The organism is Sunxiuqinia sp. A32 (genome assembly GCF_052690465.1).
Map to the genome: position 1 here is coordinate 34,101 of NZ_JBQYLI010000012.1, position 16,571 is coordinate 50,671.

7 protein-coding genes are annotated in these 16,571 nt (G+C 36.6%); all 7 read right to left on the reverse strand.

The genetic code is table 11. The features are described 5' to 3' along the window. Positions 1-6: 6 nt before the first annotated feature. Positions 7-3,378, reverse strand: coding sequence for a SusC/RagA family TonB-linked outer membrane protein (locus ACUNWD_RS13050; protein WP_445588264.1), 3,372 nt, complete (start codon positions 3,376-3,378; stop codon positions 7-9). 93 nt (positions 3,379-3,471) lie between these two features. Continuing rightward, the gene (locus ACUNWD_RS13055) at positions 3,472-4,467 is read right to left on the reverse strand and encodes a FecR family protein (RefSeq protein ID WP_445588265.1); all 996 of its coding nucleotides are present in this window, start codon (positions 4,465-4,467) and stop codon (positions 3,472-3,474) included. 59 nt (positions 4,468-4,526) lie between these two features. Then, on the reverse strand, positions 4,527-5,096 hold the full coding sequence (locus tag ACUNWD_RS13060; protein ID WP_445588266.1) for an RNA polymerase sigma factor: 570 nt from the start codon (positions 5,094-5,096) through the stop codon (positions 4,527-4,529). Between the two features lie 353 nt (positions 5,097-5,449). After that, complete coding sequence (locus ACUNWD_RS13065) at positions 5,450-6,922, reverse strand: RagB/SusD family nutrient uptake outer membrane protein (protein ID WP_445588267.1); 1,473 nt, start codon at positions 6,920-6,922, stop codon at positions 5,450-5,452. Between the two features lie 33 nt (positions 6,923-6,955). Further along, on the reverse strand, positions 6,956-10,117 hold the full coding sequence (locus ACUNWD_RS13070) for a SusC/RagA family TonB-linked outer membrane protein (protein WP_445588268.1): 3,162 nt from the start codon (positions 10,115-10,117) through the stop codon (positions 6,956-6,958). A gap of 219 nt (positions 10,118-10,336) precedes the next feature. Continuing rightward, the gene (locus ACUNWD_RS13075) at positions 10,337-14,209 is read right to left on the reverse strand and encodes a DUF5722 domain-containing protein (RefSeq protein ID WP_445588269.1); all 3,873 of its coding nucleotides are present in this window, start codon (positions 14,207-14,209) and stop codon (positions 10,337-10,339) included. Between the two features lie 33 nt (positions 14,210-14,242). Beyond that, on the reverse strand, positions 14,243-16,546 hold the full coding sequence (locus ACUNWD_RS13080; protein WP_445588270.1) for an alpha-L-rhamnosidase-related protein: 2,304 nt from the start codon (positions 16,544-16,546) through the stop codon (positions 14,243-14,245). Positions 16,547-16,571 lie beyond the last annotated feature (25 nt).

The window sequence follows — 16,571 nt, forward strand, 5'->3', positions numbered from 1 at the left end:
TTAAGTTTAAAAGTTTAGACTTACACCCAACATCGTAGTAGTAGAGCTTGGATAAGCGTTAAAATCTATTCTAAAATCAGCGCTACCATTTGGATTCAACGATGGATCCAAACCTTTATAATTAGTAAACAGTGCAAGATTCTCACCACTTACAAATACGGTTGCTGAGTCAAAAAATAAGTTCCTCGCATTGATATTGTATGAAAGCTTCACACTTTTCAACTTGATATAGGAAGCGTCTTCAACAGTATAAGAATTTACATACTTTTGACCTTGACCTAACGGATCAACAAAAGAAGGAAATTCATCAGATGGATTTTCAGGAGTCCAGCGGTTCAAAATTGGTTCAGCATATCGATTTCTTCTAAATGAAATAGGGAAGTAAGTTTCAGCCAAATTATTGTTGAACATGTTAACCCCATGCACACCTTCCAATAAAATATCCAATGAAAATCCCTTGTAGCTCAAGTTATTATTCATTGACCAAATTAATTTAGGGATTGAATTCCCCAAGATGGTCCGATCATCAGCATTAATCGTTTGATCCCCGTTTTGATCTTTGTATTTGATATCACCGGGACTAACATTATCTGTTGTTACAGAAAAATCATCACCAGTTTGCCAAATACCTTCTATTTCATAACCATAAAAAGAATAAACCGGTTCCCCTTCTTTAATAATCGAAATCTGACTAGCCCAACCAGCACCACCTGTAATTATTTCAGATATTCCTCCCAAATCAAGAACTTCATTCTTCAAGGTAGTCATGTTTATGGAAGTAGTCCATTTTAACTTATTAACCAAGTTCCGGGTCGTTAAACCAAATTCAAATCCACTGTTTTTTACACTACCAATATTTGTCTTTTTGATATTAAATCCAGTAGTAGTTGGCACAGGAAGATTCAGCAGCATATCGGAAGTAGTCTTTTCAAAATAATCCAGGGTACCATAGATTCTATTATCTAAAAGCCCAAAATCGATTCCTATATCAATCTGTTCCGTGGTCTCCCATTTTAAATCTGGATTTGAAAAACGGGCAGGTTGTTGAGACTTAGCCAATTCTTCATCATAAACATACAAAGGCCCATTGCTAAAAGTAGTTAATGATTGAAAATTACCTATCGACTGGTTTCCTGTTTGTCCCCAACTTAAGCGTAACTTCAGCGAACTTAATTCTTCAATATTTTTAATAAAGTCTTCCTGATCAACTCTCCATGCTAATGCCACTGATGGGAAATATCCGAATTTATTATTGGCCCCAAATCTAGACGAACCATCAGCACGAAAACTTGCGGTCAACAAATATTTTCCCATATAGGAATAGTTAATCCTTGTCAAATAAGACAACAGTTTATTATCTGATTTACCGCTTCCAACACCATAAAGCAAAGGATCACCGGAACTAAGATTGTAGGTTCTTGTAACGTCAGAAACAAAACCTTCAGCTTTGGTTGTAACGTCTTCATAAATAAATTTCTGAGCTGTTATACCAGCCAAGGCAGTTAATTTATGCTGATCAAACTGCTTTTCATAAGTAGCTAAACCTTCCACTAAGTAATTTGAATTATGTCCTTGTAGAATAGTACCTATGCCAGAAGAAGCATATCCATCGATTGTCGTTTTATCAATATAGACATCCTTTCGTTGATAGTGCATATCACCACCTACATTCAATCTTACCTTTAATTCGGGAAGTAAGCTATATTCTCCGAAAACGGTTCCAAAGGTTCTGTACTTATTCGAAATAGCATCCTCACCGTATAATAATGCTAAAGGATTATCCGTATTTATGAAATCAGAAATATAATAGGAACCATCATCAAAATATGCGGGACTTGTTGGATCCCAATTTAATGCGGCATACAGCACTCCTGCAGCTTCGTTTGTTCCAAAACCACCTGAATTGAAATCATCAAAAGTATATGAACTCGTCACATTGATTCCCATGTTAAATTTGTCCGAAGCTTTATAATTAAGGTTAACCCTTCCGGTATATCGCTTAATGCCTGAACTTTTTATAACACCATCCTGATCGAAATAACTAAATGACGCATAAAAGTTAGTTTTATCATTCCCTCCGGAAAAGGACAAATTATGGCTTTGAATAACTGCATTATTATTATAGATAAGATCTTGCCAGTCATTGCCGCCGTTGACAATACCACTTACATGTTCAGTGGCATCAGCTCCACCTGCTTCCTGAATAGCATTCATCTCAGACATATACTCTTCAGCATTCAAAATATCCAGTTTTTTTACATTTCCTTGAATACCAACATACCCATCGTAGCTCACTTTCAATTCTCCAGCTTCTCCTTTTTTAGTTGTAATGATTATTACACCATTGGCACCACGTGCTCCATAAATAGCTGTTGCTGAAGCATCTTTTAATATTTCAATCGACTCTACATCTGCTGGATTTAAGCTGCTTAATGGATTTCTTGGAGTTCTTTGATTATCGTATCCTGAGCCGCCTCCTGTAACTGGCGAACCATTGTCAATTGGCATGCCATCTATTACATACAAGGGAGCTGTTCCTGCATTAATAGATCCGGAACCACGAATTTGAATAGAAAGACCGCCACCTGGTTCAGAACTGTTTTGAACAACCTGTACACCTGTGGATGCTCCCTGCAACAACTGATTAATTGAGCTTGCTCCTTCTTTGCGAAGATCTTCAGCTTTAATTGAATTCACAGATCCTGTTAAATCGCTCTTTTTTACAGAGCCATAGCCAATAGCCACGACCTCTTCAATTCCAATAGCATCTTCCTCCATTATCACATCAATGGATGTTTGTCCTGCTACAGGTATTTCTTGAGTCTGCATACCCACAAAAGAAAAAACTAAGATGGCATCTGTTACAACATCATCCAACGTATAGTTTCCATCACTATCGGAAACAGTTCCTTGAGTTGTCCCCTTTACAAATACAGTTACACCCGGAAGTGGAGCTCCTAACAGGTCAGTTACATTACCCTTAATTCTTGTTTTTTGACCAACAACAGAATTACCTTCCGATGCTCTTTTTACTACAATATATTTATCAATAATTTTGTATTCAAGACCTGTATTAATAAGTAACCGATCCAATATGACATTAATATTTTCACCTCTAATTTCCGCAGACAGACCATCAATATCAGTTAACTCCTCTTTGCTATAATAAAAATAGTAGTCAGACTGATCTTCAATTTGGCTCAAAACATCAATTAATGAGCCTTTTTTAAGACTAAGACTAAGTTTTGAAGACTGCGAGTAACTCGAAGCACTTACTGTAAGTGCAAAAGCTAGAATCAAAAAGCAGGTTAGTTTCATAACGCGTACTAATTTTTGGGGCAACCAAAAATGGCCGCCAAATTCTCGATGTTTTTTCATAAATTTGAATAGTTTTTAATGAAACAATTTGTTTTATTAACCCGCGGGAAAACGGTACCAGCGTTTTTCCGCTTTTTTTTTATTTCATAGGCATCAACGTTTTTTAATAGTAACCAAGTCTTTTTCACCCAAGTTAGTTTGACAAATACAATCTACTGGGGCAAGTAGCTCAATTGCCTGTATCACCTGATCAATCGGTTTATTTCGAAGCATTGTACCTGTAATTTTATAGGTTTGTGTATTTTGCTCGTCAAACCTGACCTCAACATTATACCAACGTTCAAGTTTTCTTGCTATATCTTCAAGTGTTTCTTCTTCAAAAACCACTACTCCATCCTTCCAGGCTGTAAAATTTTGTGTGTCTACTTTATCTTGAATAAATTTAGAAGAGCTATTTAGTCTCACAATTCTCTCTCCTGGATCAAGTTCGCCTATTTTCGTACCTGACAAATTGAATATTTGCACTTTACCTTCTTCCAGAACTACTTCCTGCTTATTCTCCGATTCATAAGCCATAACGTTAAATTCTGTACCCAAAACCCTTACCTGCAATTTGCTGGTTTTAACAAAAAACGGTTTTTCTTTATCTGATGCTACATCAAAGTAACCTTCACCGTTTAGTAAAACTTCCCTTGTACTTCTATTAAAATGATTTGGGTATTTAAACCGACTACCTGAATTCAACCAAACTTCTGTTCCATCTGATAAAAATATATGCCCCATCTGTCCATCTAAAACTTCGATTTCGGTATATTCCACAGTTGTCTGAGTTAAATATCCTTTTGATATCCACCCAGTTAAAATTGCAAAAACCAAAATAGCAGCATATTTCAAAACAGAGACCGATAACTGCCTCACCTTCGATTTCCTAACCTGGATAGATATTGTGTTCCACGATTTCTCTTTATCAAAAGCATCTAATTCATGGGCTTCAACAAGTCCACTATTAATTTTCTTTATTTTTCTCAAAGTTGATTCGTGATCAATTTTCCGAGAAATTTCGTGAAAAGTATTCTTTTCCTTTTCATCCAGTTCATTGTATAAATCACCGGTGACTATCTCCCAAAATATTTTGTCTTTTTTGTCCATCCCAAAACAGGTTTCTACTTATAGGACGGATATAATTAAGTTGGAGGGTGACAGCAATCTTACAATTTATTATCTTTTTTAACTCGGAGATACAAAAATAAAAAGCTATTAGGATCTAATTCTTCTTTTAAGAACTTGTAGGCCCGACTCATTTGAGTTTTAACAGTATTTACAGATATACTGAGTTCAGATGCAATTTCTTTATATGTATATGACTCAAATGCTGCCAATTCAAGTATCTTTTTCCTTTGTTCTGGAAGTCTTTGGATCGCCCCATAAAGCTCTGCATAAAAATCACTTTTGTTAATGACAGCCTCATCCGGGATGTCTGGCAATGACTCAGAACTCAGTACAATATTTGATTCAGATTTTCTTGCTTCATCAACAATTCGGTTTCTAAGCATGAGAAAAACATATGATTTGATTGATTTCTCAATCATTATATTCTTTCGATGTACCCAAAGCTTTACAAAACAATCTGAAACAAGTTCTTCCACATGAATAGAATTATTCACATATCTCCTGGCGTAAGAGCATAATTGCAAGTAGTAACGATCATGTAAAATACGAAGAGAATCAACATTCCCATTACAAATATCTTCCCAAATCATTTGATCATTTCCTGACATTTGACCCGTTTTACTTCAGCCAAAGTTAGAAAAATCAAATTTTCTTGAAGGTAACCAATAACAAAAAAGAGTTCTCGATCCAACATCTTTATATGTTTTCCTAAAATAATGTTCCTTAACCAAAGCATTTAGAAAAAAAGTTGAAGGAGAAAAATCAGAAAAAAACTTTGATGATCATTATATAGTTATAGCAAAAACTTGATTATTCTTGACGATTTAAATAATCGAAAATAAAAAACGTAAAATAAAAATGCTGTCAAAACCAAATTTCTGATATTAAACATTTGGATTTCAACAGCATTCCCTAACATTAGTCTGGCTATTTTACATCCAGCAAAACCCAGACTAATAAGTTAATATCCAGCATTTTGCTCCAGCAAAGGATTTGCTTCTAAAGCGTATTGTGGAATCGGAAATTTCCTATGGAATTCCTGTGCATTTGTAACTCCTCTACTTTGTGCAAACTCAATAAACTTACCCATCCGCAACAGATCCCTTCTGCGCTTTCCTTCATACCAAAATTCCCATCTTCTTTCATCTAAAATATGATCTCTCAATTCATCTTTTGAATTATAATCAGATAAACTCAAATCCTCAATCCCTGCCCGGGACCTAATTTGATTGATTAGTGATATACTTTCACTATTTGGTCCCTGAATCTCATTCAAAGCTTCCGCTCTTGACAATAGAATATCTGCATACCTGATAAATGGAATATCATTACCATGCATATTACCAGTAGCATTAGGATCCGGAGGATATTTCATAGATCTTGTATTATCAGGGGTCGCCAGCAAATTAATTGTATCACCATTTGCATGAATATATTTTGTTAATATTCTCTTTTTACGGGTATCGTTTGGAGAAAAGGAGAAATAAAATTCATCGTATAGCCTGTACTGAGAAGCCCAGTTCGTCCACCCCTGCTGCGTAACTCCTTCAATCCCCCCATCCAATGCTTTGTAAAATCCCCAAGGGAATGCCGTTGCGGTGCAAGTATTGGAAGTAGCTTCATTATTGGTATACGCTGAACGAACCCAAATAAATTCACTGTTTTGTTCATTTTCAAGTGCAAACATTTCATTATAATCCGGATACAATTCATAGTAGCCATTTGAAATAATTTTTTGGCTCATATCTGCCGCATCTTGCCATTGCATTGTGTTCAGATAAATTTTTGTCAGAAATGCTCTTACTGCACCACTATTTGCCCTACCATGATTAGGTTCATTTCCTGGCGCTGGAAGAATCTGTTCTATATCCTCCAATTCAGCTATAACAAAGCTTATTAACTCATCGTCTCCGACTCTTGGTAATTCCAATGGATCATTCGTACTTTTTCTTAAAGGAACACCTCCATATTGATTCCAAAGATCGTAGTACTCTATGGCTCTAATGAAACGTGCTTCCGCAGATATTCTCTCCCTGTCTTGTTCATTGATATTTTCAACATTCATAATGTTATCCAATACAATGTTTGCATTTCGAATTGCGTTCCAGCATGATCCCCACATGAATGCATTGTCATCGTTGGTAGTTGCATCCCATGTGAAATTTAAAAGATAGGTTGCATTCCCATGCTCCCCTCCGCCTGTTTGAGTCAATATATCTGCGGTCATTTCCGCTCTCTTAATTTCATGCTGGCTTTGCGGACCAAGCATATTCGAAGACCAGCTATAGGCATCAAAAAGTAAAGATTCTATTCCAGGTTCGGTAGTTAACAAATTTCCACCTGCAAATTCTGAATGAACAGGTTCATCCAAAATAGACTTACATCCCTGAATTAAAAACAAGAATAGAATTATTTGTATATATTTTGCTTTCATAATGATAAACTATTTTATATTTCAATTAAAGTGTTAAAATCCTAATTGAAGGCCAAGCATGAATGTTGTAGAAGTAGGGAACGGATTTCTTTCCATTCGGTAGTTAGCATTTCCTCTTGGATTTGCAGCAGGATCAATACCATTAAAATCTGTAATTGTATAAATATTCTCACCAACCACATACACCTGTGCTGATCTTAATGATTTGAATAAATTCTTAAGGTCATAACTTAGTCTGACACTTTTAAGTTTTACATAAGACCCGTCTTCAATCATGAATGTATTAGGGGCTTTCTTTCCCTGTGCATCTGTATGAACAAAGGAAGGATACTGGTTTGTCGGATTTTCAGGAGTCCATCGATTCAAAAATGGTTCAGCATATTTATTTCTTCGAATATTTATAGGATAAAAAGTTTCCATTATATTCTCATTAAATATTTCAAAGCCTTGTTCGGAAGTTACATACACGAACAACTCAAAACCCCTATAATTGAATGTATTACCAATAGACCAAAAAAAGTCAGGGAAAGAATTCCCTAGGATTACCCTATCGTCATCACGAATATATCCATCACCATTCTGATCCTTAAATTTAATATTACCAGGCTGAACATTTTCTTTTGTAACTGAAAAGTCATCATCCGTTTGCCAAATACCTTCCACTTCCCAGCCATAAAATGATTTAAGAGCCTCTCCTTCTCTAATAATTCCGGTGTTAATCCCCCAGCCAATGTCTTCAACAAAAATGTCGAATCCTCCGTTTTTAGTTACTTCATTTTTAAATGTTGTGAAGTTAAAAGTAGTATTCCATGTAAATTTATTTGTTTTTATATTTCTGGTATTTAAAGCCAATTCAAAACCCTTGTTTTCCATATTACCAACATTGGACTTCATTGTATTGAATCCACTTGAAGTTGGAATTGGAACATCCAGAAGAAGGTCTTCAGTTGTTTTAATATAATAATCAACATTACCTTCTATCTTATAATTCCATAAGCCAAAACTCAAACCGAAGTTTATCTGATCAGTCGTTTCCCACTTTAGATCGGGATTTCCCATTCTGGTGGGGGTTGTTGTGCTTACCAAGTTGTTGTCAAGAACCGCCTTATTGCCAGTACTGAATGTTGAAAGATGTGTATAATTTCCGATTGCCTGGTTACCCGATTTCCCCCAACTACTGGTTAACTTGAGATTGTCAATAGCCTCAACCCCTTTCATGAAATTTTCTTCTGACAATCTCCATCCAATAGCAGCAGATGGGAAAAACGCAAACCTGTTATTACTACCAAATCGTGATGATCCATCCAAACGACCCGAGATAGTAAATAAGTACTTATCGTAAAGTGAATAATTTACCCTTCCCAAGTATGAAGAAAGCCTATTACCATATTTATTATTCCCAATAATATAAGTTGATTGGTCTCCCAAGTTGAGCTTATTTGCCCCTAGTTCTAGGGAGGGAAAGTCAGATGCAGCTGTGGTTAAATAATCTGTAACAAATCGTTCATAAGTAATACCGCCTACTGCATTAATACTATAATTGTCATTTGACTTTAGATAGGTCAGTAACCCTTCAATCAGATAGTGTGATGATTCGGAATTTTGAAGTCTCCCATACCCATTTTGTTCCCGTCCTTTTTTAGTCTGATCATCTATAAAAGACTTTCTATTTTCATTAATAAAATCACCTCCAACCCTTACTTTTGCTGTCAATGAATTAGTTATATCAAGCTCAGCAAATAGGTTGGAATAAATTGAAATGATATTGGATTCGTCATCAACCCCTTCAATCAATGCAACAGGATTATCAAGACTAAGAAGTTCATTTAAAGCAAAACTTCCATCAGGATTCTTAATTGGAAAAGTTGGATCAAAATTGATAGCCCCTCGAACAACCCCAGACTCCTCAATCTTTCCACGGCCATGCGGAGCAAATTCGTCCCGACTGTAACTGCCAGACACTTTTAACCCAATTCTTAGATTTTCGGATAATTCAGAGTCTAGATTAATTCTGGAAGAATAATTTTGATAGTTAAATCCTTTTATAGTTCCTTCTTGATTTTTATAATTTAATGAAAAGTAATAAGAAGTTTTAGGAGATTTGCCGACTACCGAAATTTGCTGATCTAAAATAGGAGCATTAATATTTTTGATTGCATCTTGCCAATCAGTTCCCTGTCCTCCATTTGCTATTTCCCCAACTTTAAAAGATTGATCAGCAGCTCCTGCATCAATTATTTCATTTAATGCTTCTTTATATTGCTGTGCATTTAACACATCTATCTCATTCGACCAGTTCTGAATTCCAACTTGGCTGTGATAGTTGATTTGAGTGCCAACATCACCTTTTTTCCCACTTTTAGTGGTTATTAACACAACTCCATTAGCAGCCCGAGAACCATAAATTGCTGTAGCTGACGCATCCTTCAAGATTTCAATACTTTCAATATCACCGGGATTAATTCCTCTCAATGGATTTCTGGGAGTATCACTATTCCCATATCCAATGTTGTTCCTGTTAATAGGTTTATCATCATTAAAGGGAATTCCATCAATTACGAACAAAGGACTATTAGAAGCTCCAATTGAACTCGAGCCCCTAATGTTTATCGAAACTGCACCTCCAGGTTCTCCACTATTTTGAACAACGCTTACGCCAGCACTTTTTCCAGAAATCATTTGATCAACAGAAGTAGTAACACCTTCACTCAGCTCATCAACATGAACAGACGATGTAGAACCAGTTAAATCTCGTCTTTTAACTGTACCATATCCAATTGCAACCACCTCTCCAATCCCAAAAGACTCATCCTCAAGGGATACATTAATTACAGATTCTCCCTTAGCTGCAATTTCCTGGGGTTTCATACCAACAAAAGAAAAAACCAGTATCGCGTCTTTCGAAAGGTTTGAAAGAATATAGTTACCATCTGGGTCTGTAATAGTACCTTGAGTTGTACCTTTAATAACAACAGTCACTCCCGGCAGAGCTGCACCTGAAGAATCTGTAACTTTTCCGGAAACTGTTAACTGTTGGTGTACAGCTTGTTTTTCATCAAAGGAATTTGTATAACCAATACTACTCAACAAACCTACAAAACAGATCATTACAACTATTAAGTTGATAATCCTTAACATTTCAAACACGGAGAATTCAAGCACTCTGAATCCTCCTGATTCAGATTTTTTTTTCATATTTTTGTTTAGGTTTTTGCAGTTACTCAGATATGTCAAATCGCCAAATTTTTCATTTGAGAACTACTGTTAAAAATTTAATTAATTACCATTCGTGAAGGCTTCTCTCTAAGAGTGGCCTTCATTGTTTTACTTAACTTTTTTCAATCCATATACATATCAGTTTTAATTTTACTTTTCTTTTATCTCATACTTCTTACTCAAAAGAAGTAAAGGTTCTTATTCGGCATAACGATAATTGAATCTTCTCTCCGGGGCATTATCTCCATTTAAGAAGAATTCATTGATATCGTTTAGTTCTTGAATGTTATCAGTCCAGTGGAAATCAAAAGAAACCTTTTCTTCTTCAATTAAACTTTTAGGTATTGAAATCATCAATTCATTTCCAGAATAGGTATAAGAAACTTCATCAAGTTTTTTCCATTTATTTTTTACCCAGTCTTTTACAGTTGTTTTATTCTCTGACAGTATCTCACTATTAATTAAATAATCATAACCTTCCCAACCAGTACTTTTGTTCTGATCTGCATCTATATATAAAAGCATCCAATTGTTATCAGAATAAAGGGTCAATGCTTCCATTGTCTTGACATAGACATAAATATTGTCTTCATCTCGTGCCACTTTCGACTCAATAATATCATTTCTTCCTGTGCTATTTTTATATACACCAGATTTCCCTTCTCCCTGACTGTTACGTTCTGCCACATCGCCCACGTGATCGTAATAAACTGTTTTGATGTCCTTCCACTGATCAAATCCCTTTGATAAATCAATAGTTCTCATTTCTCCAGCATCAGGGCCTTTTCTTGCTCCTTTATATTTCCGCACATTACTAATTAACTGATAATAATAATTGTCGGTGTGTCCACCTTTCATAGGTTCAATATCACGGCTGTATTCCTGGTTGTATTGATCTAAAAAATATCGATCACCAGCCTTTAATTCTTTGCCTGCTCTTCCTAAATGTGCCCCAGGATAAAACTTCCATTTTAATAATTCCTCAGTAACATTTTCTTCCATTACTTTACAACTGGCAGTCCACTCATTCCACCCTGTAACAAATATAAACTCAGGGTCTACCTTCAATGCATAATCCCATTGTTCCTGAAAATGTAATCCCTGATCAGTATATGGGGTCAAATCGTATTTGTCTGTTTCAGGCTGATGAAATTGATGAAAACTCCTTCCGATATTTGACAACGGATGCTGTCCAACAGCCACCGGTACATTTTCCGCTTTATCAGGACTTTCATGCCAACCAATTGTTTGAGGGAAGTGATCAACCCAAGGCCATTCATCGTGCCCATCATCATACCATGGAAGTGAAGTCCATGCCCAACTCTGACGAAGATTAAAGAATTTTTTTATATCCTCTGAGAATTCAATGTCATTTACTTTGTTTCTCACCGGAACTTCATGCTGGCCATACAGCAATAATGGTTTTCCTTTCCAATAGAACCACAAATCAGGATACATACCCTTTTTATAAAAATCTGTCCACAACTGATTAATTGAAATTTCACTACCTAAAAAAGTAATATATGGTGTTCGTTCCCCTTCCTTGCGCATCTGTCTCCAAACCTTACAAATTGGCAAATAAACCTCTGGGAAAGTTTTATCATTTGTCACATCAAAAATTACAACATCAACACCTGCATCAGATAATTGATAAGCATGCCTACGAATTACCCATTCATCATAGCTCAGGTAATAACCAATTTCCGGTTCTGCCCAATAATGCTTTCCAGTTCCCCACTTCGGATTATCTGGATTTTCCTTCAATATTTTACTTACATCATTAGAAAAACCCTCTTCCCCAGGGTGTATTTTGGTTAGGAAATAAAACATCCCAACAAAACGATCATCTTTGGGATCGCTGCATTCTTCAGTAGTAGACAGCTCTCGCCCCAAAGCATCTGTAGCTACCCAAGTATCTGATTGAATATCCCGGTATGATTTCTTTTTATTATTCTGATCAATTTCACCACAATAGTTCACTTCATCCCATTCACTAATCCCAATTGTCTTCTTATAAGGATTCAGCACTTCGTCTTCATTATTAGTTCCTGCTGCCTGATAGACATACCACACGGGTTTCTTCCCCATTGGCTCAGTTTCATCATCCGGGAAACGACGAAGGCCAATCCGCAAACCATATTCCCTTCTGCTATCGATCCAATTGTGCCACTGAATACCATCAATACCATCCAATTTTTCAATTTTCTTCCAGGCATAAGCCAGTCCTGCAGCCTGTTCTTCCAAATCCTTTTCTGAATATGTTCTCGAATTAGTACCGTTTTCGGAAAGCCATAAAGTTCTTTTGTATTTCCCTTTATATAAAACCTCAGGAAGTTTGATCCACGCATCCAGAACTTCCAGATTTTTGAATGTAATAATTGGAGTATCAAAATGAAACTGAGCTTTTGTATCCAGCCAGGTTTTAGGTTCAAATAGCGATTGGGGGTAAGGATGATTGGCCATTCCCCATTGAAAATCGCCTTCAACCCTGGTATAATCCAGTAAAATATCCATCAAGTTTTTAACCAGATAAAACCTTGGTGCTGATTTCCAAAGCCATTGTTTTGTTACTGAAATCATCACTTCTGAATGTGGATTATAATTCCTGGCGATGTTGTAACACATTCGCATTGACTTAATATATGTGTCCATAAATACCAATTCAGTTCTTTTTCCCATATTAGTCCATTCGGTTCCCATATTTACCTCATTGTGGATAATCCAGTGATGAACACGGCCATATTTCTTGTCGGGACGACTATAACGGGAAGCCAAGAAATCCAGTGCGGCAGCATAGCAATCAACACTTTCAGGAGTTGTCATATTGGGCATGCTGTAATTCCCGGCCGGATCCATATCTGGATGTTGCAACAACTTTCCGATCTTTGGATCAGGACATTGTTCTGCTTTATTAACCAACAAAATTGCTGCTACGATGATGTTACGTTTTGCAGTTTCCAACAAAGTTGCATCCAAACGCTCAACAGCTTTAGTCCCGAAATAATAATCCTTTCCATTGTAGGAATAAGCTATTCTGTCGTTAGCCGGTTCTGAATACATAAAGGTTGCAAAACGAATATTAACAGTAACACTTGAAATACCAAGTTCATCCAGATCGCTAACCGGACCTTTGCCCAGGTAAAAACCACCCAACCCTTTTTTAGTAGCAGGTATTTCTTTAGGAAGTTTATAAAGTGACTCTATCTCATCTGCATAACGAGCATTGGAAACCAAACGATAAGCTGCTTTAGTTTTTTCTGCCAACACCCATTTTGAAAGTAAGCGGTCATATGTAGTTCCATCTCGCTCCACAAAACGATTTTGATCTACTGTAAATTGAAAATCAGTAATTGAAATCACTGTTGCAAATTCTTGTTCTTCGGTCACATCCATATAAGGAGGTACTTCGCAAAGAAATATATTTTCATTTTTCTCGACTTCTCCCTCAATACTAATCTTTTCGGCAGTTACCACAACCTTTTCTATTGAAGAACCATAATTCCCATTTAAGTAGCATCTCAAATTCTTTTCTAAAACAGCATCTTGCTTTTTCTTTGCCTTCCTGGCATCCGAAATCCTTTCTTCTTCTTTATTCATAGGACGAAGCTGAATACTACGAATCTGGATTTCTTCATTAGGGTCATCTCCTAATTCTATTCTTAATACATCACCAGGTTTGCCCCAATCCTGAATATTCTCACTTAAATCAATTGAGCAAACAACCCAATCTTTTGAGGGAGAAACTCGACGGATAAATTTTTTGCGTTCATTATCAAAATCAGGTCCAAACCAAATGGTAACTATATCCATTCCTTTGGGACAAATGTATTCGAAAGTCAGCACCAGATTCTCTGCTTGCCTTTTATATTTCAATGGTTTTGTTACAATTCGTGGAGTTAAACTTATTGTATGAAATTTAAATGCATTTCCATCAACTTTATCTATCTCTATTCCTGAGATTGAGTCCTGTTCAATTTCCAGTTTTGTAGTCGTTTTATCTTGTGAATAGATAATTGAGGTATTCAGAATAAGTCCAAGTATCAGTATTATTGGTATAAATATTTTTTTCATGATATAGGTTTGTTAGATTAAAATCATCTCATTCTATCGAAAGGCTTTTAGCTCATAAGTCCCTTCTCCAACTTCAAATTGAATATGGGATTCATTGGTGTCTGCTTTTTTAAATGATTTGTGCGAAATATATTTACCTTTCGCCCATATACTTTTATCACCTGCCTTTATCTCGGAAAAATTATCACGAGGCACTCCCACAACAGCTGAGCTACCTTTTGGAACATGCACATTCAGAATAAATTGATCAGGTTTATTCTGAAACGAAGTCTTAATTTCCCCCGCAACCGTTGGGACTTCTGCATTTGCGAATTCAAGTCCTGCCGGTTGTGGGAGAACGTGGAAGACTTTATAGCCGGGTTCAACTGGAGCAACACCACACACATACTGTGACATGATCGTAAGTCCGCCACCGCTCCATGCATGATTAGTAGTACCACCACCATAACCTTTCTTGCCAATGCCCCATCCTTCGTAAAGAGTCGTCAAACCGGAATCATTTACCATTTCTCCAAAACGATTTTTTAATCGTTCAATACCATACTCCTCATAGCCCATTATAAACAGCGACTCAATTACGTATTTCTCCATATATGGGCTCGCATATTCCTGCGTCTTTAAAACTTCAAGAATGGCCGGATATATATTAGGATCAGCCAAACCCGCTGCAACAGCAAGCGCCTGAGCACGATCATCTGTTTCTCCATTATATTTAGGATGTCGGTAAGATTTTCCATTCCAGAAACTTTGATTGAATGCTTTCTTAAATGCTTCCATGCGTTGGGAATAGTAATTAACATCTTCCTGCAAGCCTAACAGGTTCGCCATGTTTTTTGCTCCTTTCATGGCAAGATAATACCATTCATTAAAGAGGATTTCTTTATCTACATTAGGTCCCCAATCTCCCCAGAACCAGCCACCTTTTCGCAACTTCAGATTTCCATTTTCATTCAATTCCCATAAATCAAGATACTTGGTCACACCGTCATACAAATCAGCTATCGGCTGTTTATCACCAGTATTTAAATAGTAATTCCAAAAACCATATTGACCAATCGAAGCCAACATCTGCCCGGGAAGCTCCAACTCGTAATTTGAAGGAATTGGAGAAATTAATACACCATTATCTTTTTGCCATTCAATTAGCTCATACATCCCTTTTTTCATCAACAAGTGACTCATGGTATCTAATGCATAAAACGCTTCGCCCGACTCGTTAACCGCGTCACCCCACCATTGGGCACGTTCCCTGTCCGGACAATCCATATAGGTATCACGCATGGTTACCAGCAAGGTTCTGCGTGATTTTTCCCACAACTCATTTAAGAACGGATCGCTACACTCGAAAAGCCCTGCAAATTCAGTATTGTAAGAGGTTTCACGATATTTGGCAGACAATAATTCAACATTTTTAGGGATGATATAAAAAACTTTGTGTCCATTCATCCAACCATAACTTTCGTATTCCTGAATACCTTCTTTGGTGATATACTCTGCTTTAATATTATAGGGACCACCACCCTGAAAATGATCAGTGTGCATAATGATTTTCTCTCCTGCCGGAGCTTTTAATTTTAAATAAGGTGTAATGTGTGCGTTGTATGGAAGATAGGCTACCAATGTGTCTTTATCTTCTCCTACTTTCAACTCCGTTTTGATGTAATTAGCGATACCATAATTTTTCCACTGCGGAATAATTCTTGGATGAAGTTTATTCCATGGAGCCACACCCTCTTCGCCAAGTGTTTTTGATCTTTTCCATCCTCTAGGTTGAAATGATGGTTTTTGCCAATCTTTAATCTCAAACCTGGCATCATAAGAAATGCTGGATTCTGGCAATCGGTAGTTTGGGATTGGTGGAGATGCTGTTTGATAAGCCTGGTGAACACATGAAAACCACTGATTATTACTTACCAATTCGAATCCATTCGCAGCATGGCAATCAACAAATAATCCTGCCTTACCGCTCGGGTTGTGTGAGAAGCCTTCTTTGCCAAAATGCCAAACCAAAAATGCTATGGTATTTTTCCCTGATTGAAGATATGGTGCAACATCAACCTCATCGTAATAAGTATCATTTGGATTGGGACCACGCTTAACTCCTCCTTCAAAAACAAGCATTTCTCCATTAATCCAGAGCCAGTATTTTGTATCAACTGCAATTCGGGTTTTTGCTGATTGTGGAACTTTATCTACATCAAAATTGTATCTAAAACACATCCAGAGATTAGTTGTATTTTGGCAATCAGCAGCAGTTATCCATTGTGCTTTATTTTCAGCATGTAGATTTAAGAAAATAAAGCTTAACAGCCACATTGAAATTATAATCGTCTTCATCTGCTTTTTAGATTTAGTGGTTGAA